Annotated in this window: 29 protein-coding genes and 2 riboswitches; of the genes, 27 read left to right on the plus strand and 2 right to left on the minus strand. The window is 43.7% G+C overall.

All coding sequences use genetic code 11. From position 1 onward, the window contains the following. Nucleotides 1-125 precede the first annotated feature (125 nt). On the minus strand, nt 126-836 hold the full coding sequence (locus tag ABFY19_RS02115; RefSeq protein ID WP_418791621.1) for a CAP domain-containing protein: 711 nt from the start codon (nt 834-836) through the stop codon (nt 126-128). 556 nt (nt 837-1392) lie between these two features. Between ABFY19_RS02115 and glnA the strand changes: the two genes are divergently transcribed. The 8 genes from glnA to ABFY19_RS02155 all read left to right on the plus strand — a co-directional run bounded on the left by glnA (nt 1393) and on the right by ABFY19_RS02155 (nt 8704). Then, nucleotides 1393-2721, plus strand: coding sequence for a type I glutamate--ammonia ligase (gene glnA / locus ABFY19_RS02120; protein WP_418791622.1), 1329 nt, complete (start codon nt 1393-1395; stop codon nt 2719-2721). Nucleotides 2722-2834: 113 nt separating this feature from the next. Then, nucleotides 2835-3929 (plus strand): class II glutamine amidotransferase, encoded by a 1095-nt coding sequence (locus tag ABFY19_RS02125; protein ID WP_418791623.1) that lies wholly within the window; start codon nt 2835-2837, stop codon nt 3927-3929. Further along, nucleotides 3926-5428, plus strand: coding sequence for a glutamate synthase-related protein (locus ABFY19_RS02130; protein ID WP_418791624.1), 1503 nt, complete (start codon nt 3926-3928; stop codon nt 5426-5428). Before ABFY19_RS02125 ends, ABFY19_RS02130 begins: the two co-directional genes overlap by 4 nt. A 10-nt stretch (nt 5429-5438) precedes the next feature. Then, entirely contained in the window at nt 5439-5882 is a 444-nt protein-coding gene (locus ABFY19_RS02135; RefSeq protein ID WP_418791625.1) for a 4Fe-4S dicluster domain-containing protein, read from the plus strand. 29 nt (nt 5883-5911) lie between these two features. Then, the gene (locus tag ABFY19_RS02140; protein WP_418791626.1) at nt 5912-7177 is read left to right on the plus strand and encodes an NAD(P)/FAD-dependent oxidoreductase; all 1266 of its coding nucleotides are present in this window, start codon (nt 5912-5914) and stop codon (nt 7175-7177) included. Next, entirely contained in the window at nt 7174-7917 is a 744-nt protein-coding gene (locus tag ABFY19_RS02145) for a hypothetical protein (protein WP_418791627.1), read from the plus strand. The genes ABFY19_RS02140 and ABFY19_RS02145 overlap by 4 nt, the downstream gene beginning before the upstream one ends. Before the next feature lie 160 nt (nt 7918-8077). Further along, nucleotides 8078-8353, plus strand: coding sequence for a CopG family ribbon-helix-helix protein (locus ABFY19_RS02150; RefSeq protein WP_418791628.1), 276 nt, complete (start codon nt 8078-8080; stop codon nt 8351-8353). Next, complete coding sequence (locus ABFY19_RS02155) at nt 8354-8704, plus strand: type II toxin-antitoxin system PemK/MazF family toxin (RefSeq protein WP_418791629.1); 351 nt, start codon at nt 8354-8356, stop codon at nt 8702-8704. 80 nt (nt 8705-8784) lie between these two features. Here the strand turns inward: ABFY19_RS02155 and ABFY19_RS02160 are convergent, their stop codons facing one another. Next, nucleotides 8785-9252 carry a YkvA family protein gene (locus ABFY19_RS02160; RefSeq protein WP_418791630.1) on the minus strand — a complete coding sequence of 156 codons (468 nt, stop codon included), beginning with the start codon at nt 9250-9252 and terminating at the stop codon, nt 8785-8787. A gap of 179 nt (nt 9253-9431) precedes the next feature. Here ABFY19_RS02160 and ABFY19_RS02165 point away from each other — a divergent pair, with 179 nt between their 5' ends. From ABFY19_RS02165 to lepB, 19 genes are all read left to right on the plus strand, one after another. Then, a complete protein-coding gene (locus ABFY19_RS02165; protein ID WP_418791631.1) occupies nt 9432-10160 on the plus strand; it encodes a gamma-glutamyl-gamma-aminobutyrate hydrolase family protein in 729 nt (242 codons plus the stop codon). A 94-nt stretch (nt 10161-10254) separates the two neighbouring features. Beyond that, nucleotides 10255-11436 carry a DUF362 domain-containing protein gene (locus tag ABFY19_RS02170; RefSeq protein WP_418791632.1) on the plus strand — a complete coding sequence of 394 codons (1182 nt, stop codon included), beginning with the start codon at nt 10255-10257 and terminating at the stop codon, nt 11434-11436. Continuing rightward, nucleotides 11433-12257, plus strand: coding sequence for a hypothetical protein (locus ABFY19_RS02175; RefSeq protein ID WP_418791633.1), 825 nt, complete (start codon nt 11433-11435; stop codon nt 12255-12257). Before ABFY19_RS02170 ends, ABFY19_RS02175 begins: the two co-directional genes overlap by 4 nt. 61 nt (nt 12258-12318) lie before the next feature. Next, nucleotides 12319-13476, plus strand: a complete 1158-nt coding sequence (locus tag ABFY19_RS02180) for an amidohydrolase (RefSeq protein ID WP_418791634.1) — start codon at nt 12319-12321, stop codon at nt 13474-13476. A 161-nt stretch (nt 13477-13637) separates the two neighbouring features. Next, nucleotides 13638-14033 (plus strand): response regulator, encoded by a 396-nt coding sequence (locus ABFY19_RS02185; RefSeq protein WP_418791635.1) that lies wholly within the window; start codon nt 13638-13640, stop codon nt 14031-14033. 107 nt (nt 14034-14140) lie between these two features. Next, a riboswitch (TPP riboswitch) is annotated at nt 14141-14281 on the plus strand. A gap of 91 nt (nt 14282-14372) precedes the next feature. Further along, entirely contained in the window at nt 14373-15197 is an 825-nt protein-coding gene (gene thiD, locus ABFY19_RS02190) for a bifunctional hydroxymethylpyrimidine kinase/phosphomethylpyrimidine kinase (RefSeq protein WP_418791636.1), read from the plus strand. Next, nucleotides 15194-15859: a thiamine phosphate synthase gene (gene thiE, locus ABFY19_RS02195; protein ID WP_418791637.1), complete on the plus strand. Its 666-nt coding sequence runs from the start codon at nt 15194-15196 to the stop codon at nt 15857-15859. Before thiD ends, thiE begins: the two co-directional genes overlap by 4 nt. Before the next feature lie 29 nt (nt 15860-15888). Beyond that, nucleotides 15889-17187, plus strand: coding sequence for a phosphomethylpyrimidine synthase ThiC (thiC, locus tag ABFY19_RS02200; RefSeq protein WP_418791638.1), 1299 nt, complete (start codon nt 15889-15891; stop codon nt 17185-17187). A 159-nt stretch (nt 17188-17346) separates the two neighbouring features. Beyond that, the gene (gene thiL, locus ABFY19_RS02205; RefSeq protein ID WP_418791639.1) at nt 17347-18357 is read left to right on the plus strand and encodes a thiamine-phosphate kinase; all 1011 of its coding nucleotides are present in this window, start codon (nt 17347-17349) and stop codon (nt 18355-18357) included. 63 nt (nt 18358-18420) lie between these two features. Then, nucleotides 18421-18909: a tRNA (adenosine(37)-N6)-threonylcarbamoyltransferase complex ATPase subunit type 1 TsaE gene (tsaE, locus tag ABFY19_RS02210; RefSeq protein ID WP_418791640.1), complete on the plus strand. Its 489-nt coding sequence runs from the start codon at nt 18421-18423 to the stop codon at nt 18907-18909. Next, complete coding sequence (tsaB, locus tag ABFY19_RS02215; protein WP_418791641.1) at nt 18890-19594, plus strand: tRNA (adenosine(37)-N6)-threonylcarbamoyltransferase complex dimerization subunit type 1 TsaB; 705 nt, start codon at nt 18890-18892, stop codon at nt 19592-19594. The genes tsaE and tsaB overlap by 20 nt, the downstream gene beginning before the upstream one ends. A 15-nt stretch (nt 19595-19609) precedes the next feature. Continuing rightward, on the plus strand, nt 19610-20080 hold the full coding sequence (gene rimI / locus ABFY19_RS02220) for a ribosomal protein S18-alanine N-acetyltransferase (protein WP_418791642.1): 471 nt from the start codon (nt 19610-19612) through the stop codon (nt 20078-20080). After that, nucleotides 20070-21119, plus strand: coding sequence for a tRNA (adenosine(37)-N6)-threonylcarbamoyltransferase complex transferase subunit TsaD (gene tsaD, locus ABFY19_RS02225; RefSeq protein ID WP_418791644.1), 1050 nt, complete (start codon nt 20070-20072; stop codon nt 21117-21119). The genes rimI and tsaD overlap by 11 nt, the downstream gene beginning before the upstream one ends. A 225-nt stretch (nt 21120-21344) precedes the next feature. Next, entirely contained in the window at nt 21345-22103 is a 759-nt protein-coding gene (gene lgt, locus ABFY19_RS02230; RefSeq protein ID WP_418791645.1) for a prolipoprotein diacylglyceryl transferase, read from the plus strand. 107 nt (nt 22104-22210) lie between these two features. Next, a complete protein-coding gene (locus ABFY19_RS02235) occupies nt 22211-23506 on the plus strand; it encodes a phenylacetate--CoA ligase family protein (RefSeq protein WP_418791646.1) in 1296 nt (431 codons plus the stop codon). A 12-nt stretch (nt 23507-23518) separates the two neighbouring features. Then, a complete protein-coding gene (locus tag ABFY19_RS02240) occupies nt 23519-23950 on the plus strand; it encodes an ACT domain-containing protein (protein ID WP_418791647.1) in 432 nt (143 codons plus the stop codon). An 88-nt stretch (nt 23951-24038) separates the two neighbouring features. Next, nucleotides 24039-24530 (plus strand): hypothetical protein, encoded by a 492-nt coding sequence (locus ABFY19_RS02245; protein ID WP_418791648.1) that lies wholly within the window; start codon nt 24039-24041, stop codon nt 24528-24530. Between the two features lie 57 nt (nt 24531-24587). Next, nucleotides 24588-24735, plus strand: a riboswitch (cyclic di-GMP riboswitch). A gap of 94 nt (nt 24736-24829) precedes the next feature. After that, entirely contained in the window at nt 24830-25129 is a 300-nt protein-coding gene (locus ABFY19_RS02250; protein ID WP_418791649.1) for a hypothetical protein, read from the plus strand. 150 nt (nt 25130-25279) lie between these two features. Beyond that, entirely contained in the window at nt 25280-25864 is a 585-nt protein-coding gene (gene lepB / locus ABFY19_RS02255; protein WP_418791650.1) for a signal peptidase I, read from the plus strand. The last annotated feature ends 15 nt before the right edge of the window (nt 25865-25879 follow it).

The following is a 25879-nucleotide window of genomic DNA, read 5'->3' on the forward strand; positions in this document are numbered from 1 at the left end:
ACATAGTTAACATAAAAAGCCTTTTCTATATGATTCAACCAATATCTGCTGATTCCCTTTAAGTAAAATTTGCCAATATAAAGTAATGGGAGCGCCTTTTTAGACGCTCCCATAAAGGTGAGGATTTAGCCTGTAAACCACTGGGTCCAGTAATGGTGATAGTTACCGTAACTTGTATATGCGTAGCCTACACCTATTTTGGCAAATTTAGAACTCATAATATTTGCCCTGTGTCCAGGACTATTCATCCAGGCGCGTACTACGTCTTCAGGAGATGACTGGCCTGAGGCAATGTTTTCTCCTGCATAGCGATAACTGATGTTAAAACTCTTCATCATTTCAAAAGGTGAACCATATATGGGTGACGTATGGCTGAAATACCTGTTTTCAACCATGTCCACTGATTTTGCAGTTGCTCCTTTCATCAATACTGGGTCTGCAGACAGGGGATGCAAACCTTCTTTTTGGCGTTCAATGTTGACCAGTTCAACTACTCTTTCCTGGAATTGGTTGAATTGTGGTTTGTCAACAGATTGCTGCTGTGCATCCAGTTGTGATTTCGGCTGAGGATCCGGTTCAGAAGATGGTTGCGGTGCTGGATTTAGTTCAGGCATTTTTTCCATTCCCGGTTCCTTTGCAGGTATCGGAGCTAGAGTGTCAACCGGAGTGTCAACCGGATTCGCAGAAAACTCCTGAATCATGTCCTGAACATGGTTCCAGATAGTTTGCACATTAGAAGCTGGAATATCAATCGGGGCTGCCAAAACCGGAGACACAAAAGTTGATGCTAATAGTAAGGTAGTGACTAGTAAAGATGTTAGTTTTTTTATACCCATCGATCAATCTCCTTTCAGTTATAATTTGTTTGTTGTTAAGCAACAAATTTTACACGCAACCATACAGTAAAAAAGCACCTCTTATTAATTCCAGCAGGAATCAATGGTAGCGGTGCGACTTATATGATAACCTTTTTCATGGTGAAATTCAAGAGTTTTAGGCAAATACCTTCAAGTAAATAATGGATATGGTGTGTTATTGCAGGCTTGTCAAACGACACATGAAAGTATACAATCACAATCAATAAAATAAGTATTGCATTTCATATGATTTATGATATAATAAACAGAAGATAAGAGATAAGTTTGTCTAAAAACAATATATCCTGATACAAAGATGTATCGTAAAGGAATCTGAGCAATGGCGCTCACGAATAGCAGGAGTTACAAGCCTGTTTTTGTGGGTGCTTTATTTATTAATTTTTAACAACTTTTTATGTAAGATTTTTGAAAGGAGGGACAATCGTTTTTTAATCTGTTATTTTCAAGCTGTTTTTAATATAGTAATACCTTTAATATTTAGTTTCAATATTTAAACAGAAAGGTTGTGTTAACAATGACGTTAACCAAAGAAGATGTTTTACTTAAGGCAAAAGAAGCTGATGTCAAGTTTATTAGGCTGCAATTTACTGATATTTTTGGAATTCTTAAAAATGTAGCTATTACAATTGAGCAGCTTGAAAAGGCTCTTAACGGGGAAATGATGTTTGACGGGTCATCTATAGAAGGTTTTGTGAGAATTGAAGAATCGGATATGTATCTTATACCTGACCCCAATTCATTTGCAGTATTCCCATGGCGGCCCATGGAGGGCTCGGTGGCTCGTCTGATCTGTGATGTGTATAACCATGATGGTACTCCATTTGAGGGATGCCCGCGAAATACTCTGAAAAGGGCCCTTGCTGAAGCTGCTGATATGGGCTTCAGTATGAATGTGGGTCCCGAGGCCGAGTTTTTCCTCTTCCATACCGATGCTGAGGGAAAACCGACTACAATAACCCATGATAAAGCTGGATATTTTGACCTTACTCCTGTGGACCTTGGTGAAAATGCCCGCCGTGATATGGTAATGACCCTCGAGGAGTTGGGCTTTGAAATTGAGGCTTCCCATCACGAGGTAGCTCCAGGACAGCATGAGATAGATTTTAAATATGATGATGCCCTGGATATTGCAGATAAAATTATGACTTTTAAATTCGTAGTGCGTACTGTGGCTCAGCGTCACGGACTTCATGCTACATTTATGCCGAAACCCGTTTTTGGTATTGCCGGTTCGGGAATGCACATGAATATGTCACTGTTTTCCGGGGGGCAAAATGCGTTTTATGATCCCAATACCCCTGATCAGTTGAGTGATGTAGCCAAATACTATATTGGAGGTCTAATTAAACACGCCAAGGCGTTAGCTGCAATTACCAATCCCACTGTGAATTCATATAAACGTCTTGTGCCTGGATATGAAGCGCCGGTATATATTGCCTGGTCGTCCAGGAACAGGAGTCCACTGATCCGGATTCCTGCCAAGCGTGGAATCAGCACCAGGATTGAATTAAGAAATCCTGACCCGGCGTGTAATCCTTATCTGGCGACAGCAGCTGCCTTGAAAGCAGGACTTGATGGAATTAAAAACAAAATACAGCCGCCTCCGCCGACCGATAAGAACATTTATGAAATGACTTCAGAGGAAAGAATCGCTGAAGGTATTGACAGTCTGCCAACAAGTATTTATGAAGCAATTCAGTACCTGTCCAAGGACGAAGTCTTGAAATGCGCTCTTGGCAACCATGCATACAACCGTTTTGTCGAAGCTAAGATGATTGAATGGGAAAGGTTCAGGGTACAAGTTCATCCTTGGGAATTAGACGAATACCTGGCAGTATATTAAACAAACTTCTCTGCAAGACGGTGTGCCGGCTGAGAATGTTGTTTGGCCGGCATTACCCTTGTCTTTGTGAGTAAAAAATTGACATAAATGTTAAAATGAAGCAGGTGAAAAAGATGGATAAAGTGTTTCCTAGAATTCCTTCAGGCTGTGCAATAAGTGGAATAATGAATAAAAAGGGTGAATCCATACCTGGGACAGATATAATCAAATCAATTGCCCTGATGCATGACCGTTCCAACGGCCTGGGCGGCGGGTTCTCCGCTTACGGGATTTACCCTGAGTTTAAGGAGCATTATGCTTTGCATGTGTTTTATGACAGCTTGAATGACAGGGTGGCAGCAGAGGATTTTATTAATGAACACTTTAATGTTGATACCAGCGAACAGATACATACTAGGAAGGTTAAGGCAATAACTAATCCTCCGCTGATATGGCGATATTTTGTACAGCCAAAGAAAAACCGGTTGTCAAATTCAGAACTCACAGAGGATGAGTACATTGTACGGTGTGTAATGAAGATTAATAGTTTGTATAAAGGGGCTTATATATTTTCCAGCGGCAAAAACATGGGTGCTTTTAAGGGTGTGGGATTTCCCGAAGACATTGGTGAATTCTACCGCCTGGATGAGTATAAGGGATATATCTGGACCGCTCATGGACGTTTTCCGACAAACTCTCCAGGTTGGTGGGGCGGGGCTCACCCGTTTACCCTGCTGGATTGGTCGATAGTGCATAATGGCGAAATTTCGTCATATCATACAAATGCTCGCTTTTTAGAAATGTTTGGTTATAAGTGCACTCTGCAGACAGATACGGAAGCCATTACTTATATTTTTGATTACCTAATGAGAAAACAGGGGCTTTCCTTGGAACTGGCTCTAGCTGTAGTTGCTGCTCCACTGTGGAAGGAAATTGACCGTATGGATGCAGAACGCAGGGAACTCTGCCGGGCACTGCGAATCGTCTTTAGCAGTCTCTTGGTTAATGGACCGTTTTCCATTATCCTGGGGACCAGCAAAGGCATAGTGGCTTTGAATGACAGGATTAAATTGCGTTCTCTGGCTGCCGCGACAAAAGGAGATTTTTTATATGTGGCCAGTGAGGAGTCTGCTATCAGGGAGATATGCCCTAACCCGGAAAATATTTGGATACCAAAGGGTGGAGAACCTGTTATCGGGATGTTGGAAGGAGTGAACAGTATATTATGAGCCTTGACTATACAACTCCGGAATTTTTAATAGAACGAAACAGCGACAGGTGCATTGATTGTAAGGTATGTGTTAACCAATGTGCCAATGAAGCCCATATATATGATGAAGAGGAAAAGCGGGTTATCTCTGATGACATTAAATGTGTCAACTGTCATAGGTGTGTGGCCCTATGTCCCACCAGGGCCCTAATTGTGAAGAAGTATCCCTTGGAGTACCGGCAAAACTTCGCTTGGACTGCTCATGATATTAACTCTATCTACAAGCAGGCAGCTTCAGGAGGTATATTGCTTACCGGTATGGGTACAGACCGTAATTATCCGATTTTTTGGGACCATCTCCTGCTAAATGCCAGCCAGGTTACTAATCCTTCAATTGATCCACTCCGTGAGCCTATGGAACTGAAAACATTCCTGGGCCGGAAACCGGATTCCCTGAAAATAGAAAACGGCCGGCTGGCAGAAAAACTGCCCCCCCAGTTGGAACTCGAATTACCGGTCATGTTTGGCGCTATGTCATTTGGCTCAGTCAGCCTTAATGTTCAGAAGTCATTGGCCAGGGCGGCTATGGAATCAGGCACATGTTTTAACACCGGTGAGGGTGGACTGCATAAAGACCTTTATTTGTATGGCAAGAATGCTATTGTTCAGGTAGCTTCAGGACGTTTTGGGGTACACTCCGAATACCTTAATGCCGGTGCTGCCGTGGAGATAAAGATTGGCCAGGGCGCTAAGCCCGGCATAGGTGGGCATTTGCCGGGTGAAAAGGTAGGCAGGGAAGTATCCCTAACACGGATGATACCTGAAGGTAGTGATGCTATTTCACCTGCCCCGCATCATGATATTTATTCTATCGAAGATTTGCGGCAATTGATTTATTCCCTTAAGGAAGCCACCAATTATCAAAAACCTATTTCAGTAAAAATTGCTGCTGTTCATAATGTGGCTGCCATTGCGTCGGGGATAGCACGTGCGGGAGCTGATATTGTTACCATAGACGGATTGCGGGGCGGCTCAGGGGCTACCCCTCTGAGGACCCGTGATAATGTGGGGATTCCCATAGAGTTGGCTCTTGCGGCGGTGGATACCAGATTGCGCGAGGAAGGAATCAGGCACCAAGTTTCTCTGGTAATTGCCGGCAGTATCCGGAACAGTGCCGATATTGTCAAGGCTGTAGCTCTTGGAGCAGATGCGGTTTATATCGGTTCAGCGGCCCTGATTTCCTTGGGATGTCACATGTGCCAGAAGTGTTATACTGGAAAGTGCAACTGGGGAATTGCAACTCAGAATCCTAATTTGGTTAAACGGCTTAACCCAGATATAGGGGCACAACGTGCGGCTAACCTGCTTAGGGCCTGGACACTTGAAATTAAGGAACTGCTTGGCGGGATGGGTATAAATGCCCTGGAGAGCCTCAAGGGGAACAGGTTGATGCTGAGGGGTGTGGGCCTATCTGAAAAAGAGCTCCAAATACTTGGCGTCAAAGCAGCCGGAGAGTAGGAGGGGAACCATGAAAAGAGTTTATGCCAAAGAAGAAGTTTGTGCCGGATGTAGACTATGTGAAGTGCACTGTATAGTTGCTCACTCCCAATACCCAAATGATATTGTAAAGGCCTTCAAAAAAGGAGTTCTGCCATTATCCAGGATTATTGTTGAAGAGAATCGGCCGGTTTCTTTTGCCCTGCAGTGCCGTCACTGTGCTGATGCTCCCTGTACTAAGGCATGTATTACAGGTGCCATGTATAGGGATCCGGACACAGGAATGGTTATCAATGATGAAGAACGCTGTGTCGGTTGCTGGACCTGTATCCTATCCTGCCCCTTTGGGGTGATAAAGAGAAATGAATCAGGCAAGGTGGCTTCAAAATGTGATTTGTGCAGCAATGGCGACGGTATTCCGGCTTGTGTGGCTAACTGCCCGAATGATGCCCTGGTTTTTGAAGAGAGGGAATAATGGCTGGTCAAAACTGAGGAGGGATGGAAATGGATTATGTTATTATAGGAAATTCCGCTGCTGCTGTCGGTGCTATTGAGGGGATCAGGAAGGTTGACCGTAAAGGCGGGATTACTGTGATTTCCGACGAACCTTATCATACTTATTCCAGGCCTCTTATTTCTTACTGGCTGGCCGGAAAAGTTGTTGAAGATAAATTGATTTATAGGGACAAAGATTTTTATAAAGTCAACAAGGTTACTGCTATGCTTGGCTTACGGGCCTGTAAGATTGATTTTGATGGCAAAAAAGTTGAGTTGGAAGACGGAACTACTGCTGCTTATGATAAACTGCTTATTGCCACGGGAGGAACACCTGTTATTCCGCAGGTGGAGGGCTTTGAAAAAGAGGGAGTTTACTTTTTTACTAAATTTGATGATGTTAAGAAAATTAAGAAAGCCGTTGACAGCGGAAAGAAAACAGCGGTCATAATAGGGGCTGGGCTGATAGGCTTGAAGGCAGCCGAGGCCCTGCGTAAATTGGATGTTAAAGTAACTGTTGTAGAATTATCAAACCGTATTCTTCCTGCAATTCTTGATGAAGAGGCAGGACAAATGGTTCAGGCATATCTTGAAGGCAAAGGAATAAATTTTAAGCTTACCAATAGTGTGACCAAGATATTAGGTGATAAGGAGGTAAGCGGTGTAGTTTTAAAAAATGAAGCCGAAATATCCAGTGACATGCTGGTTGTTGCTATCGGTGTCACCCCCAATACGGAACTGATTGCAGACAAAGTTAAGTTTAACCGTGGTATTGTGGTTAATGAAAAGATGGAGACAAATATTAGCGGGGTATATGCTGCAGGCGATGTTTCGGAGGGGTTTGATATCGTTTATGGTAGTAACAGGGTGCTGCCCCTGCTGCCCAATGCTTATCTTCAGGGAGAAACAGCGGGCCGTAATATGGCCGGTGCGGAGACTGAATTTAGCGGCGGGCTGGCAATGAATGCGATTGGTTTCGGAGACCTTCCGATGCTGACTGCCGGAATTATAAACCCGGATACAGCAGAATTCGAAATTTTGGTAGATTCTTATCCTGAGAAATACTCATACCGTAAAATCATTTTAAGAAATAACCGCATTGTTGGCTATATTCTCCTTAATGAGATTGAACGGGCCGGTATTCTTACCGGATTAATCAGAGACAAGATAGATATTACACCCTTTAAGGAGCGACTTATGAGTTCCGATTTTGGGTATGTTGATTTTCCCGAATCAGTTAGAAAGTTCAGGTTGAGCGGGGGGGCAGTACAATGATAAAAACAATAGATGCAAAAGGATTATATTATAAACAACTCAATGACATGATTCAGGAAGCTGTTGGTGAAGGGGCTGAAAAAATTGTCCTTACTAATGTTAATGGCCAAAGATATATCGGTACGAGGGTAGCCAGACCTGTTGAAATAGAGATAAAAGGTGTTCCGGGGAATGACCTGGGAGCATATATGAACGGATCTACTGTAGTTGTCTGTGATAACGGGCAGGATGCGATAGGCAATACGATGAATTCCGGAAAAATTGTAGTTCACGGCCATGCCGGGGATGTACTGGGATATGCCATGCGGGGTGGGAGACTATTCGTCAAGGGTGATGTAGGTTACCGTGTGGGAATTCATATGAAGGAATATAAAGATAATATTCCTGTCATTATTGTGGGCGGGACAGCCGGCAGTTTTCTGGGTGAATATATGGCCGGAGGCATTTTGATTGTATTAGGACTGGAGCGTAAATCAAGCAGGCCGATTACAGGTGATTACCTTGGTGCCGGCATGCACGGAGGGGCAATCTACGTAAGAGGTGAAGTTGATGAAACATTCCTTGGCAGGGAAGTTGCTGTGTTTGAGCTTAATGAAGCCGACAACGAACTTCTAAGCAGGTATCTTTGTGAATATTGTCAAGATTTAGGTATAGACTATGAAGAGATAGCTGAAGAAAAGTTCGTCAAACTGATACCGGTTTCCAACCGCCCATACGGGAATCTGTATACTCCGGCATAAAACTTACATAATAAGCTTGCATATATACCTAAATACATGCCCAAAAGGATGGTGGAATATATGCATGCGAGTTGACTCGAGTATATACTCCGGTATATAATTAGACATATACTGAATGTTATACTAGGCATTATACGTTTTATTAAGGGGGTGCCTTTTGGTGGCGGAAGTTAAAAGGATTATGATTAGCCTCCCGGACAATTTATTGCGTGAAGTTGATGGGATTGTTGCTGCGGAAAAGCTTAACAGGAGTGAGTTTATCCGTGAGGCAATGAAACTTTATATTCAAGAGAGAAAAAGGAGAACGATAAGGGAACAGATGAAAAAGGGATATATTGAGATGGCTAAAATTAATTTAGCCCTTGCCGGGGAGAACTTTGCCCTAGAACATGAAGTAAGTAAGCTTTATATTGGGCCCTTGTCGGAGGATGAATAAATGCAGATTAGACGTGGAGAAATTTATTTTGCCGACCTAAGTCCGGTTGTTGGTTCAGAACAGGGAGGGACAAGGCCGGTACTTGTTTTACAAAATGATATCGGTAACCAGTATAGCCCGACAACTATTGTAGCTGCAATCACTTCACAAATTAGTAAAGCGAAATTGCCGACACATGTTGAGGTTACCTCTAAAAACAGTGGCCTTGAAAAGGACTCGGTGATTCTTCTGGAACAAATTCGTACAATTGACAAAAGCCGGTTGAAAGAAAAAGTAACTACCCTTAATGAAGATATAATGCAAAAAATTGCCCAGGCAACAGAAATTTCCCTGGGTTTAGTGGAAATATAAGCAGGCGAATTTCGCTTGCTTTAATATTTTATAAGGCATGTTTATAAGATTTAGATGACCCTGACAATGCGTTTACAGAACTAAATATATAATCGTTCATCTTTTCCTTTGATAGCAAGGTAGTTCTGGATTTCAGAACCAGTCTTTTCCCAAACCAGTCGAATTATATAGGCATCATCCAGGTAGCCCAGGCCGGGGATGTCATCCGCAAGAAAGTCTTTTTGGGATATAAAATAAAACAATCCTGCTGCCACTGTTTTCCTAACTGTTTTCGTTAATTTAATTTCTTGGTCAAACAACATTTCGTAAAGTAGCTTAATTCTTTCCAGCATCTTTTTTATAAATGTTTTCCGACTGTGGATATTTTTTAGTTTAATATTTATTTGGTTTTTGATTATTTTGATATCTTGTTCGGAGATATATCTGGCTTTTTCCTCAAGTTTATTCCGGAGAACTTGTTTGTGTATTTCGCTCAGGATTTCACTTTCTTCTCCGTCTTGTATTTCATGTGCATTCTGGTTATTGGGAAATGGGATAATGATAGCCATAGATTCAGCTCCTTATAAGGGATATGATAAATGATTCTTCCTGTGAGGCGTTTTTTCCTGCAGGAAAATTAATTCCTGGTATGCAAAAGGGAGGAATGTACTGATTTTTTTCTAACACATTTTTTGGGAAGATAAATAATATAGATACAAATGAGAAATAATCATTTGGATGGTGTGGCATGAAGCCTTTAATCGGAATTTCGTGTTCGTTTAACCAGAAGGATGGCCGTTTTTTTCTGCCGGAGGCATATGTGGAGGCTGTTATCAATGCCCGGGGTGTTCCTTTGATTCTGCCCGGTTCAGGTATCATAAAAGCTGTAGCTCCATATTTTAGGGTTATAAAGGGCTTGTTGTTGGCCGGAGGCGGGGATTTGGATCCCAGGCTGTTTAATGAAGAGCCGCTCCCTGGGTTGGGTGAGGTTAATCCTGATAGGGACAGGTTTGAAATCATGCTGGTACGGGCTGCTATGCAGAGGAGGGTTCCGATTTTAGGCATCTGTCGCGGGATTCAGGTACTTAATGTAGCCTGCGGAGGGTCTGTTATCCAGCACATTCCTTTAGAAATTATTGACTCTCTAAAACATTCCCAGTCTGCACCCAGGTGGCATCCCACTCACCAGGTCAGTATTGCAAAAGAGAGCCGGCTGGAAGGCATACTACAATGTGACAGCACTAGGGTCAATAGTTTTCATCATCAGGCAGTTCGTCGGCCGGCCAACGGATTTGACGTTACTGCCAGGAGCAGCGATGGGGTTATTGAAGCGATTGAGCGTCGCAATAGTCCCTTTGTTATAGGAGTGCAATGGCATCCTGAGTGCATGGTATCCAAAGACCGCAATTCGAGGCTGCTGTTTAGGTCATTTATAGAGGCTGCTCTATGTCATCCCGGAAAATCCCGAAAAAATTAAATAAATAAGGCAGGATTTGCAATCATTATGGAATAATTATGTCTACGGAATAATACTGTGAGCAATGGATATTATTAACTGGATGGTGGGAAAGATGGTGCAAGTATCAGTATGCCGTTGTGGTGATTACAGCCAGCAGAGGGTAAACGCTGCAGTACATGCTGCTATGGAACTTATTGGAGGCATGGAACGTTTTGTCAGGCCGGGTCAGAAGGTATTATTAAAAGTTAATGCACTTACAATGAGGCTTCCGGAAGAGGCGGTAACAACCCATCCTGCAGTTATCCGGGCTGTAGCTGCCGAAGTTAAAAAAGCCGGCGGTATTATACAGGTGGGTGACAGCTCTGGGGGCATAATAGCCGGACAGGCTCCTACCACAAAGACATTTGAGATTTCTGGGATAGCCCGGGCAGCTCAGGAAGCGGGCGCAGAACTGGTAAATTTTGATTCTGCAGGTATTGTTCCTGTTGCTGCCGAAGGGCCTATACAAACATTGTACTTGGCGAAGCCGGTAATGGAAGCGGATGTGGTAATATCACTGCCAAAACTGAAAACTCACTCATTGACTATTCTAACTGGAGCGGTTAAAAACATGTATGGATGTGTGCCCGGACATAGGAAGTCCGAGTACCACGGAATGGCGCCGCGTTTAAAGGATTTTGCCAGGGTGCTGGTAGATATCTATGGTCTGACAAGACCGGCCCTGACTATTATGGACGGGATTATTGGCATGGAAGGCAATGGGCCGTCTGCAGGCAGTCCAAGGAACACTGGGCTGGTTTTAGCTGCTGAAGACGGGGTAGCGCTTGATGCGGTTGTTGCCCATTTAGTGGGAGTACCCCCATCCAAGATTCATACAACCAGGATTGCTCACCAGAGGGGTTTAGGTATAGGGGATATGTCTAAAATAGAAGTACTTGGGGAGAAACTGGAAACTTTAAAGATAAAGGATTTTGACCTTCCTTCCAATTCGATTTTTGAGGTTATTCCCGGTTTTTTGGTCAGCGGGGCTCTGGGAATCCTTAAAGCCCGGCCTGTTATTGCTGAAGATGTGTGCGTTGGCTGCAGCTTATGTATGGACAGTTGTCCTGTGCAGGCAATGGAGATGCCGGGAAAGTATCCTGTAATAGATTACAATAAGTGTATCTCATGTCTCTGTTGTCAGGAGCTCTGTTCCCGCAAAGCTGTGCGAATGAAACAGGTAAATCGTTTAGGAACAGTTGTGGCTGGGATTATAAATTATACTAAACAAAGAAAACGGAGGTGTAATCTTTGAATACACAGGAAATTTTGCACATTGCTCTAAAACTTGCGGGGTTGCAGGATACCCCTGCAGATTCTGGAGTGGTTGTGGCCGGGGAAAATATCAGAAAAATTGCTTTCGGTGTTGATATTGAGGTTGCAGAACTATTGCTGGCACGGGAACTTGGTGTTGATGCGGTGATTACCCATCATCCCAAAGGCGGCCTGCCTATGGTCGAATTCCATAATGTTATGTCTAACCAGATTGACCGGATGGTTACGGCAGGGGTTCCGATAAATAAGGCCCAGAAGGCTTTACATGAACGCATGGAAGAGGTAAGCCGCTCTCATCATGTGGCTAACTATGACAGGGTAATGTCTGCAGCCCGGCTTATGAAAATGCCTTTCATCGTCATCCATACCCCTGCTGATATTTTGGCGGAAAACTTGGTTCAGGAACATTTGGACAAGTGCCTCGGGAACACGGGAAAAGCGGTTGTCAAGGATGTTGTTGAGGCATTAGAACAACTTCCTGAGTACCGGAATACCCTGGCTAAGCCTATAATCCGTGTAGGCCGTGAGTCTGATTACGCCGGCCGAGTATTTGTAACCATGGCGGGAGGAACCAGTGGTGGCGCAAATGTTATTAGAGCTTATTTTGAAGCAGGTGTGGGCACACTTGTGGTAATGCATATGCCTGATGATGCAATAAAAGCGGTCAAAGAGCAGAATATCGGTAATGTTGTGGTGGCTGGACATATGGCCAGTGATTCTGTTGGTATTAATCAGCTTATCTGTGAACTTAAGAAAAAAGGTTTGCAGGTACTCCGGATGAGCGGTGTTATTGAACCTTGATGAGGTGTTTACAACACCCCACTAAATAATAATAGTAATTTACAGATTGGAGAGAAGGACGATGCTGGCAGTAATTAACGGCAGGATTATTACAATGGCCGGGGCTGATATTGATAAAGGGATTGTTTTAATCGAAGGCGGCAAAATCAGGGAACTGGGACCAGATGTAGAGATTCCAGATGTTGCCGATATTCTGGATGCTTCCGGGAAGATTGTTATGCCCGGATTTATAGATGCCCACTGTCATCTGGGAATCATGGAAGAAACTTACCGCATTGAAGGTGATGATGTTAATGAAATGACAGGTCCGGTAACACCACACCTTAGGGCCATAGATGCCATAAATCCTGAAGATCAGGGCTTTGCCGATGCATTGGAGGGTGGGGTTACAACTGTAGTAACAGGCCCGGGGAGCGGCAATGTGATTGGCGGCGAAAATCTGGCCATGAAAACATCAGGTATTATTATTGATCAAATGGTCCTGAAAAGTCCGGTTGGAGTTAAGGTGGCTTTTGGTGAAAACCCGAAACGTGTTTATGGCAGCGGTAAAAAGAGTCCTATGACCAGGATGGCTACTGCGGCGTTGCTGCGGGAAAATTTGGTCAAGGCTCAGAATTATATCAAAAAACTGGAATTGGGTGCACAAGACCCCCATAAAATGCCGGACAGGGACCTTGGGATGGATACCCTGGTTCGGGTCCTTCGCGGGGAACTGCCGCTAAGGGCTCATGCTCATAGGGCGGATGATATTATGACTGCTATCAGGGTAGCTGATGAGTTCGGGTTAAAGATTGTTATAGAGCACTGTACAGAAGGTTATAAGATAGCTGATGAACTGGTTCGCAGAAGTATTCCTGTTATAGTTGGACCCATAATTACCACCAGGGCCAAGGTTGAAATGAAAGACCGCAATAATGCAAATGCGGGCATACTTAACAGGGCAGGAGTAAAGGTGGCCATAATGACAGACCACCCTGTTGTTCCTATTAACTACCTGAGTTTGAGTGCTGCTCTTGCAGTAAAGGCCGGATTGGAAGAAACAGAAGCATTAAAGGCTATTACTGTTTATGCTGCAGAAATAATCGGTTTGGATGACAGAATCGGCAGTATTGAAAAAGGCAAAGATGCTGACCTGATTATAATGAATGGCCATCCTTTGGATATAAGGTCAAACATCGAACATGTCATAATTGATGGGGAAATAGTTTATTCGGGGTAAATTAGCTGAATATTTCAATTTCCTCCGTTTTTATCAATTATGCTCGTTATTTGTCGGAAAAAGACTATAAGTTTTTGAAGGGATTGGCCTGTAAACGTCGAACGATTATCCACATGGGAAATATAAGTCGAATGGGGCAATTTATGTCAGGAGGTGTCATTATGGAATCCCATCGCCTCAATGTTTTAATAGTAGATGATCAGGCTGGGGTGCGTTATTTGCTCGATGCCATTGTCAGGGAAGAGGGACATAAGCCTTTCCTTGCTGTAAATGGGCAGGAAGCAGTTGAACAGGCAAAAAAAATAAATCCCAATTTAGTGTTTATGGATATTAGAATGCCTGTTATGGATGGCACGAAGGCTCTGGAAAAGATGAAAGAAATGGGATGTAGTTGTTCGGTTGTTATAATGACTGCTTTTACCGAAAAGGAAGTCATTGATAAAGCACGTACTAACGGGGCTCTCAAGTGCATAATTAAACCCTTTGATGTTGGAGAGATTCGTCAGATAATTCATGAAGTATCCCAAAAATTATTACCCAAGGCATCTGCAATATAACAGCATATGAATTTCAAATAGGCCGGGAACGTAACCGGTCTTTATTATTTTTATGATGTGTCTATTTACAACAAGATAGCTGAAATGCTATAATTAGTCAAAATCATACAGACCACTGGGGGTGCTGCATCAGCGGCTGAGAGACTGTTAGGTCAACCCTTGGAACCTGATGAATGCATATCTGTCCTTTTTCCGGGCGGCATGCAAAACCGGGTAATACCGGCGGAGGGAAGTGGAATTAAGTAAGGATATGCTTATACCCACCTTCTAAAGGTGGGATTTATTGTTTTAAGATAGCTCACTACTGTTAATGCATTGGTTGCTAAGGGGGCTGGGCAAATGAATCTGAAAAAGGTATTGACTGTTGCCGGGTCTGATTCCGGTGCCGGTGCGGGAATTCAGGCCGACCTGAAGACTTTTTCTGCCATGGGTGTGTATGGATTAAATGTCCTGACTGCTGTTACTGCGCAGAATACAGCAAGTGTGACCGGAATTCATGTCATTCCTCCGGAATTTGTCGCTAAACAGATAACAGCTCTTTTTGAAGATATGGAGATTGCTGCTGTAAAAACAGGAATGTTGGTAAATGTCGATATTATTGATGCTGTCTGTGAGCAGTTTATCAGGTTTAAAGCAGAGAATATTGTGGTAGATCCGGTAATGATTGCAACCAGTGGAGATCACCTGATTGACGAGCAGGTTGAAAATTTTGTTGAGGCAATAAGAAATAGGCTCCTTCCACTGGCGTTTATTGTGACCCCAAATATTCCTGAAGCAGAAATCTTGACAGGCAGAAAAATAACCGGGATTGTAGATATGAAAGTAGCTGCCGCAGAACTCCAAGGCCTCGGTGTGCCCAATGTTGTTATTAAAGGCGGCCATTTGAATAATGAAGATAATCTGGTCGATTTGTTATTTGACGGTAATGAGTTTGTTGAATATATAGGCAAACGGGTTCTTACTCAAAATACCCATGGAACCGGCTGTACTTTTGCGTCAGCTGTGGCTGCCGGGTTGGCCCTTGGCAAGAATATCAAAGATGTGGTTGGAGATGCCAAAAGGTATGTCAGTTATGCTATGGAATACAGTTATTCAATAGGGCGCAGCGGCGGACCGCTCAACCACTTTGCCGGGTTCGGTCGTTTGGGAGATGATGGAGAATGAACTTAATTAACCATACTGGGATAGCTCTTCGGGGCGGTCTGTACGTAGTTACCGGGGAGGATTTTTTCGCCGCTAGGTCTTACCGGGAAGTGGTAAGTGCATGTATTGAAGGGGGAGCGGGTATTATTCAACTGCGTGAAAAAAACTGGCCTGCTTCACGGATTTTTGAGGTTGGTCGCGAAGTCCGCGAGATTACCCATAAAAGTGGAGTGCTTTTAATTATTAATGATCGTGTTGATTTGGCACTGGCTCTGGAGGCTGACGGGGTTCATATTGGACAGGAGGACATTCCGCTGCGTGCTGTAAGAAAGTTGGCTGGTAGCAAATTGATAATCGGTGTTTCGGTCGGGACCCCTGAACAGGCGCTGGAGGCGGAGCGAAGCGGCGCCGATTATATTGGTGTCGGGCCTATTTTTCCCACTGAGACTAAAAAAGATGCCAGGTTCCCCAGGGGATTGCAAATTCTGACACAAATAAGGCAGGCAGTTTCTCTTCCCATATATGCTATAGGAGGGGTCAAGCTGCATAATGTGGCCTCAGTAATCCGGGCTGGAGCTGATGGCGTTGCTGTGGTCAGCGCAGTTGTCGGAGCGGCCGATATTACGGATGCAGCCCGGAACTTTGTTGCAGAAATTGATAGAGCAAAGACTATCATTCATTAGAATGCAAATCATACTTAGGAGGACAAAAAATGACTCAAATGTTGAAGGCAAGGGCAGGGGAATTAACACCTGCCATGAAGGAAGTTGCTGAAAAGGAGGGTATATCCCCGGATATTATTTTAGAAGGAGTGGCTAAAGGAAAGATAGCAATTCCGTACAATATTCACCATATTAATCTTAAGCCATGTGGTATTGGAAAAGGACTGAAAACAAAGGTGAATGCCAATATAGGGACTTCTCCTCAATACCCGGATATTGCTAAAGAAATGGATAAACTCCGAACAGCCCTTGATGCAGGGGCAGATGCGGTGATGGACCTTAGCACGGGAGGAGATATTAATGCATGCCGGAAACAAATAATCGATAACTGTCCTGTATGTGTCGGAACTGTACCAATATACCAGGCAATAGTGGAATCCAAGGGTAAGTATGACAACCTGATACAGATGACTGCTGATGACCTTTTCGGTGTTATTGAGAAACAGGCTGAGGATGGAGTTGATTTTATTACCGTACATTGCGGCGTCACCCTTGAGGTAATAGAAAGATTACGCCGGGAAGGCAGGATTACCGATATTGTCAGCAGGGGGGGGGCGTTTCTTGCGGGATGGATGCTTCACCATGAAATAGAAAACCCTCTTTTTGAACAATATGACCGCCTTGTGGAAATTGCTCTAAAACATGATGTGACTCTAAGTCTTGGAGACGGCCTGCGACCGGGGTGCCTGGCTGATGCTACGGACAAGGCCCAGATCCAGGAGCTAATCATATTGGGTGAACTCGTGGAAAGGGCATGGGAACAAGGGGTTCAGGTAATGGTTGAAGGGCCGGGGCATGTGCCTTTAGACCAGATAGCCGCAAACATGGTACTGCAAAAACGCTTGTGCAAAGAGGCCCCTTTTTATGTACTGGGCCCTATTGTTACAGATGTGGCTCCTGGGTATGACCATATTACATCAGCCATCGGAGGTGCAATTGCAGCTTGGAGCGGTGCTGATTTTCTATGTTATGTTACTCCTGCCGAACACTTGGGGCTGCCCACTGACCAGGATGTCCGTGATGGTGTTATAGCTTCTCGGATAGCGGGACATGCTGCAGATATTGTTAAGGGTGTCCCCGGAGCGAGAAAATGGGATGATTCCATGGCTAGGGCCAGGAAAAACCTTGACTGGGAAGCCCAGCTCAACCTGGCAATAGATCCTGTGAAGGCCAGGGCCATGAGAAAAGATAAAAACCCGGAGGGCATGAAGGAATGTACAATGTGTGGCGAGTTTTGTGCCATGAAGGTTATTGGTGAATACCTGGGGACAGAGTTCCCTAAGTGTTGATAGAGAGGTCGCAAATTTACTTTTTAGTAGATTGCGGCCTCTTTTTAACAGTATAAAAAGGGACTTTCTTTATATACAGTTATTTCCGGTTTTCTTGCAACCACAAACGTTAACAGGTATAATTATTCTAGTATTTTATCACAGGAAGGCCGGATAAGCATGAAAATCAGGCACTTAGGCGAATTTGGGCTGATAGATATCCTTGCCGGGAAAATATTGCCATACTCCGGTAAAGTGGTAAAGGGAATTGGTGATGATACTGCTGTGATGAAACAGGAGCCCGGCAGATTATTGTTGATGACAACAGACATGCTGGTAGAAGATATCCATTTCAGCCTTAGCTATTGTTCCCTGAAAGCAGTGGGCTGGAAGGCTATGGCCGTAAATGTCAGCGATATTGCCGCAATGGGCGGAGTGCCGTCTTTTGCGGTTGTTTCTGTCAGTATTCCTCCGGACTGGGAGGTTGCACAGGCCGAAGATTTATACTCCGGCCTGATTGATTGTTCCCGGGAGTATGGAATTGACATTGTTGGCGGTGATACTGTTAGTTCAATGAAGGGGCTTACCGTTAATGTAGCCCTCACCGGTTGTATCGAGCCAGACCGGGTAGTTTACCGTTCGGGCGCTTCTCCGGGAGATATAATTATGGTTACGGGTCCTCTGGGCAGCTCCGCGGCCGGCCTGCACATTCTAAACAATCCACTGCCTGAAGCCCTTCCGGGGATCAAAGATGAGGTTATCAGTTCCCATCTTTATCCCAGGGCACGACTTAAGGAAGGCCGCATTTTGGGAGGTTTAGGCTATATAAGTTCAATGAATGACATTAGTGACGGGCTGGCCAATGAAGTTCTTGAAATATGCAGAGCCAGCAGTACCGGCTGCGAGTTGTATGAATCTGCGCTTCCTTTTACGGAAGCGGTATCTCTGGTGGCTCAAGGAGCAGGGGTATCCCCCTCCCATTGGGCATTATACGGAGGGGAAGATTTTGAGCTTGTTTTTACCGTTAAGCCGGTCGGTTTAGAACTAGTAACATCTGCACTCAGGGAAGCCGGTGCTTTACCCTGTCAGGTTGGCAGGATTACCCAGCTAGGGAAGGGTTGCCGCCTGATTGATACTGGGGGCCGGTGTATTCAGATTACCCCCCGGGGCTATGACCATTTCAGGGAATAGCAGTATTAACGGGTGTTATAATATTAACCATGAGTGAAACATATATTTAGAGGAGATTACCCAATGAGGATATTTAGTGATTCACCCAATAAGACTATTGCCATAGGCAACGCTCTGGGTAAGATGCTTGGGGCAGGAAATATAGTTTGTCTTGAAGGTGACCTGGGTACGGGAAAGACTCATTTTGCCAAAGGCATTGCCCTTGGCCTTGATATCGGTGAGCATGTTACCAGTCCGACATTTACCATTATTAATGAATATGAAGGGCGGCTGCCTTTTTACCATATTGATGTTTACAGGCTGATAGCAGAAGATGAAGCATATGAACTGGGGCTGGAGGAATATCTTTACGGCGGAGGGGTTACCCTGATTGAATGGCCGGAGCGTGTCAATGGTCTTTTGCCCGATGAATACCTTATGGTGAAAATAATCATGGCTGAAGATGGAGAAAATGCCAGGGAACTTGAATTTCGGCCTTTTGGCCAAAAATATATAGATCTGGTTGCCGGACTATTTGAGGAGTTGAAAAACATTGAAAATATTGGGGATTGATACAGCCACTCGGGTTGCCGGGGCAGCGGTGGTTGGAGATAACAGGCTGATTTCAGAACGGTTTATTCATAACCTAAAAACACATTCCCAAAATATTATTCCTATGATTCAACAAGTTATGGATGATGCTGTTATTAAACCGGGAGACCTCAATGGAATTGCAGTTACCGGCGGTCCAGGATCATTTACCGGGCTGAGAATAGGGATGTCAGTTGCCAAGACAATGGGACAGGTGCTGGGAATACCTGTAGTCGGAGTTTCTACCCTAAAGGTCCTGGCATGGAATTGTTGCCACACTTCAGCACTAATTTGCCCTATCCTTGACGCGAGGAGAAATGAGGTTTACACTTGTATCTACAGGTCAAGCCCGGAGGGGCCGGAAGAACTGATTACTCCTGCGGCTATGGCAATTGAACAGCTATTGGATGAATTGTCGCGATACGGGGACCCCGTGATTTTTTTAGGTGATGGGGTTCCGGTTTATAGAGATACTATTATCAACCGGCTGGGCTCCCAGGCATTATTTGGGACAATGACTAATAGTTTCCCCAGGGCCGGGGCTGTGGCTGAACTCGGGATGATTGAGCTGAAGCATGACCGGCCAGCGGATTATACCTTCCTGCAGCCTGTATATCTCAGAAAGTCGGAAGCTGAAATTACCTGGGAGAAAAAACACGGGCAATAATGTGAGGGGAACCGGATGTACGATAAAAAAATACCAATCCAGTTTAAAAAGATGTGTAAGTCACATCTTGACGATGTTTTGGAAATAGAGAATAGGTCTTTTCCTACCCCATGGTCACGGACGGCATTTTCTCATGAAATCGATAATAAGGATTTTGCGTACTATATTGTTGCTCTTGAAGAAGATAAAGTTGTTGGGTATACCGGGATGTGGATAATTCTTGATGAGGGGCATGTGACAACCCTTGCGGTGCATCCCTCTTACCGGCGGAAGCAGGTAGGGGGGGCGTTGCTTTGTCAGCTTTTTAGAGAAGCAATCTGGAGAGGCTGTGTGAAAATGACCCTTGAGGTTAGGCCTTCCAATTTTGCAGCCATGAGACTTTACGAAAATACAGGGTTTGTTTCTTGTGGGGTTAGGCCCGGTTATTATTCTGATACCGGGGAAGATGCGGTTATAATGTGGAAAAACCTGCACAATGATGACTGAAAGGTGTGGTCAAGTGTCAGCAGAGGTAATCATACTTGGAATAGAAACATCGTGTGATGAAACATCAGCTGCAGTAGTTGCGGATGGCAGCAGGATTATGTCAAATATTATCTCATCACAGGTTCCGGTACATCAGAGATTTGGTGGTGTTGTTCCTGAGATAGCTTCCCGGAAGCATGTGGAACTGATAAATTCAGTTATCAGCCAAAGTTTAAACGAAGCAGGGGTCAATTTTAAAGATATTACCGCGATAGCGGTAACTTACGGTCCCGGATTGGTAGGGGCGCTTTTAGTTGGTGTTTCTGCCGCCAAGGCTTTGGCATATACCCTTAACCTGCCCCTGATTGGCCTTAACCATGTAGAAAGCCATATTTATGCCAATTTCCTATCCAACCCTCCGGAGCTGCCGGTAGTATGTTTAGTGGTTTCCGGCGGGCATACGGACCTTATATTTATAGAAGCACATGGTAGTTATGAACTCATCGGGCGAACCCGGGATGATGCTGCTGGAGAAGCCTTTGATAAGGTAGCCAGGGTAATGGGACTGGGATACCCCGGCGGTCCTTTGATTGACAAACTGGCAGTTGGGGGAAATCCTACAGCCATTGATTTTCCAAGGGCTTATATGGAGAATGATAGTTTTGATTTTAGCTTCAGTGGGCTGAAGTCATCTGTGCTTAATTATCTCAATAAGGCTAAAATGAAAGATGAAGAGATAAATATGGTCGACTTGGCGGCAAGTTTCCAGGGAGCAGTGGTCGATGTGCTGGTAGATAAGTCTCTCGCGGCTGCAGTCAAATATGGGGTCAAAAATATACTCCTTGCCGGTGGGGTAGCTTCTAATACCAGGCTTAGACAGCAGCTGACACAGCAGGCGACATCTTTTGGCATAAGTGTCAGGTATCCAGAGCCGGTTTTTTGTACTGACAATGCCGCTATGGTTGCTTGTGCTGCTTATTACAAGTATCTGAGGCACGAATTTGCCCCCCTTACTCTCAATGCGGTACCAGGCTTGAAGCTTGGTGAAGATGTATATTAAGGTATAAAATATATTATTTAAGGGTTCTGGGAACATCTGTTTTGTGGATTAAAAGATGCCTGTGGATAATGTGGATATGTCTGTTGATAACATGAAAATAGGGGAGTGTTACATGTGTAAAACACTTTAATCCACAAGGGAACCTGACATTGTGGATTATGTGGAAAAGCATTATCGTGCGGCATTCTGCAAGGTATAAGAAATGTGGAAAAGGAGGGAGTTTTGTTGCTGCCGGTTTTATTTAAGTATGGGTCTCTTACTATTTATGCATGGGGCTTCACCTTAAGTCTGGCGATTTTGCTGGGGACACTGTTAGCTGTGCGACTTGCCGGAAGAATTGAAATGAATTCCGAACAGATACTTGACCTTGCCATTGTCCTTGTGGTGGGTGGAGTTGTGGGTGCTAGACTGTTTTACGTTTTTGTGTATGAACCTGAAAGATATTTACGCGAACCTTTGCAGATATTTGCTATTTGGAAGGGCGGGCTCGTTTATTACGGGGCCCTGATAGGCGGCTTTATAACCGGAACCTGGTATGTTATTAGAAAAAAGCTTCCTTTCTGGTCTCTGGCCGATCTGGTATCTCCTTCTTTAGCCCTAGGATATGGGATAGTACGATTAGGATGTTTTATGAATGGCTGTTGTTATGGAAAAGAAACAGGGTCTTTTGTTGGAGTGATTTTTCAATATATTGAAGGGATGCCCTGTACTGACCTTGTTCCCCGCTACCCTACCCAGCTTTTTTCTTCAGTCATCGGTTTTCTGCTTTTTGGAATATTAATCTTTATCTGGTATAACAAAAAATTTGATGGACAAGTATTTTTATTATTCCTGATACTTTATGGGATTAGCAGATCAATTATAGAGTCCTTCCGGGAGAACCTGATTGTATTTGGGAATATTACAGTATCTCAAATCGTTAGTGCCATAATTGTTCTGATTGCACTTATTTTCTATCGCTTGCGCAGCCGGCAAAAAATCTGAAAGTTTTCTGATAAAGCAGGAATTTAGTGAGTTTTTGTGGAAATAAAAATTTTTGAAACTGTTGCTAAAAATGTTATTAAAAAAGTTATTAAAAAGGGGAGGGCATCATGTATAATCCTCTGTATGAGTCTATGCCCAGGGAGCAGCTTAAGCAGCTCCAATTGGAACGCTTGCAGAAGACTGTTCGCCGGGTATATGATAATGTATCGTTTTATAAGGAAAAATTTAAAGAAAAGGGAATTGAACCTGGGGACATTAAAAACTTAGATGATATTAGGCTGCTGCCTTTTACAGTTAAGCAGGACCTTAGAGATACTTATCCATTTGGGTTATTTGCTGAGCCTTTATCTGAAGTAGTAAGGATTCATGCATCTTCTGGAACAACCGGTAAACCAACTGTTGTTGGTTATACCCAAAATGATATTAACACATGGGCCGAAATCATTGCCCGCTGTGTGGTTATGGCTGGCGGCAGTAAAGGGGATGTGGTTCAAGTTGCATATGGTTACGGGTTGTTTACCGGGGGACTTGGTTTGCACTATGGAGCTGAACTTTTAGGTGCGGCTGTAATACCTATTTCGGGTGGCAACACAAAGCGACAACTGATGCTTATGGAGGATTTTGGTACAACAATACTTGCCTGTACTCCTTCTTATGCCTTATTCCTTGGTGAAGAAGCGACGGATCATGGGATTGACTTGGTTAACGGCAAGCTTAAGTCGGGTATTTTTGGTGCTGAACCGTGGTCGGAGAAAATGCGGGACCAACTTGAAAAAAACCTGGGAATTAAAGCATATAACATTTATGGCCTAAGTGAGATTATGGGGCCGGGTGTTTCCATGGAATGCGAATGCCAGTGCGGGATGCATATTATGGAGGACTATTTTATTCCTGAAGTTATTGACCCACAGACCGGAGAAACCCTTCCTTATGGTTCAAAAGGTGAAATTGTTTTTACGACGATTACCAAAGAGGCATTCCCTCTTCTAAGGTACAGAACCAGGGATATATCAGTACTGACTGAGGAAAAATGTGAATGTGGCCGCACTTTTGTGAGAATGGATCGGGTAATGGGACGTACTGATGATATGCTGATTATCCGCGGAGTGAATGTATTTCCCTCGCAAATTGAAAGTGTACTGCTTAATTTTGGAGAAACTGAGCCGCATTACCTGTTGGTTGTTGATAGGCAAGGCACCCTTGATACTCTTGAAGTGCTGGTCGAAGTATCTGAAAAGATGTTTTCTGATGAAGTACGTAAATTGGAAGAACTTGAAAGAAAGCTGGGTCATGAAATTGCCAGCATCCTTGGAATATCGGCAAAGATTAAGCTGGTAGAACCAAAGACGATTCCACGCAGTGAAGGCAAGGCAAAACGTGTCATAGATAAAAGGGAGTTATAAGGAGGAAAAGAATTGAAAGTACATCAGATTTCTGTTTTTCTTGAAAACAAGTCTGGAAGGCTTGCTGAATTGACCGATGTTTTGGGTAAAGCAGGAATAAATATCAGGGCCTTATCCATAGCGGACACCTCTGATTTTGGAATTTTGAGACTCATTGTTAATAATCCGGAAGAGGCTTTCAAAATATTGAAGAATGACGGGTTTAGTGTGAGTATTACTGATGTAATAGCTGTAGAGGTTCAGGATGAACCGGGGGGCCTTGCCAGGGTACTGGAGATTTTGCAGTCTGCGGGGATAAATATAGAATACCTGTATGCTTTTTTGGAAAAGGCATCAAATAATGCCTTGGTTGTGTTCAGGGTGGAACAGATAGATGATGCAGTTGCCCTTCTGACTAAACACGGTGTTAATGTAGTGCAAGGCAGTGATGTTTATAAACTGTAAATTTTGCAGGGATTTACCGTGAATTTTTCTAAAGCTCTTTTTATTTAATTATTGTTTATACCAAATATATTGCTAAGGGGGGAATGTTATGAGGAAGAACCTGCCGTTTTTAGTTCTCTTTGTGGTGGTGGCACTGGTTATCGGCGGTTACCTCTGTTTCACTTCCCTGAACGAAGAGAAAATTATAATTCCGGAAAACAGGGATATTAAGGCTCTGCCGCCTCAGATAGCAGATGATGAAAGTGCTTCCAGCAATAAGTTCCAAAATGGTGACAGGGATTTGGAATTCTCTCCACAAACTCTTGAGGAAACTAATGTGGAAAATGCAGATCCAAGTGCAGGAGAGATGATTGTTTGGGGTGAGGTTAAAGCAGTAGATATTGATAAGCGGATAATTACCATTGACCAGGAAATGGATGATAACAGTGTTAAAATCAGTCCCAATGTTGCGGTGAAAACAGATGCAGTTGTGCGTACCAGGGATGAGGTTATTTCCCTGGAAAGGATTAAAGCCGGAGATATGGTAGGTGCTATTATAACGAGTGACGGAAATGCGCGCGCTGTTATGGTTAATTATTAAAAAGTATAAAGTTTTTGTTATTAATTTACGATAAATTAATAGGGGTATTATACCCTTTCCCGATAAAGGCAAACCCGTTGAAAGGCGGGGACGCAAAACCACGGGTCTAAAATTAGTCGGCAGTAAACAGTAGGCAGCAGACAGTCTTAAAGTTGAAATCCTGGCATTAAGACTGCCAACTAATAATGACAGCCGGGTTGCCGGAGAATTTGGTTGACTAACTGCCTGTCTTCGGCGTTCTTCCGGAGACAGGCTTTTATGTTCTCCGGACAAATATAACTTAGGAGGAGGTGAAAAGGATGGCTACGTCCACTGTTTTCAGGCATCTGCTGGCAGTATTAATCAGTTCTTTTGCCTGGTGGTACTATTATGCAGTGGAGCCGGTGGTAAGTTATCCCACATGGATGGGAAGCATAATGGCAGCTTTTGTTATAACTCTTATTGTAGTAATTATTTCGGAGAACTTATCGTTGGGACTTGTAATTATTATGGCGGTTTATGTGGTCTATGGACCTGGTCCTACCTGGGTTCTAAATCAGTTCCTGCCTTTATTCGGCGGGGTAGTTGGGGCCAGTGCCATATGGAAAATCGTAATTTAGAGAGGGTGAATTCAGCTTGGACTATTGTCTGAGCTGTTTTTTTTAATTTTAAAGGGACTTCTACAGGTTTTCATTTGAGCTAAAATAAAATATAATATTATTATGTCTTTAGCATATAGGCAATCATAAACTGTAAACTGGAGAGGCGGGGTGTTGCAGTTGTCTAATAATTATTCGGACAATAGTCATGATACAGAAAATTTTTCACAAAAGGCATGGGGATTTCTAAAAGATGTTTTGCAGGTTCTTTTCTTTGCATTAATATTAACTTTTTTGCTGCGCAGTTTTGTGATTGAAGCAAGGCTTATTCCATCAGAGTCAATGCTGCCTACACTCGAAATTGGTGACAGGCTTTTGGTTGATAAGATTGCATTTAAGTTCGAGGAATTGGAACGAACTGACATTATTGTTTTTGCTCCTCCTCCGGAGGCTCAGAGAGGAATGGTCAAAGAAGACTTGATTAAACGGATTATTGGCTTACCGGGTGATACTGTAGAAGTAAAAGAGGGCATGGTGTTTATTAACAATAATTCCCTGGAGGAGACGTACATAGCTGAGAGGATTAATTATACTTATGGGCCGGTTGTTGTTCCGGAAGGGTATTTGTTTGTGATGGGGGATAATCGCAATTACAGTTTTGACAGCCATGAGTGGGGGTTTTTGCCTCTGAAAAACATCAAAGGAAGAGCGTTTTTTAGGTTCTGGCCTGCAGAGAGAGTGGGCTTACTAGATTGATAGAATCAGGGAAAG

This window comes from Phosphitispora sp. TUW77 (assembly GCF_048453025.1).
Lineage (GTDB): Bacteria > Bacillota > Thermincolia > Thermincolales > UBA2595 > Phosphitispora.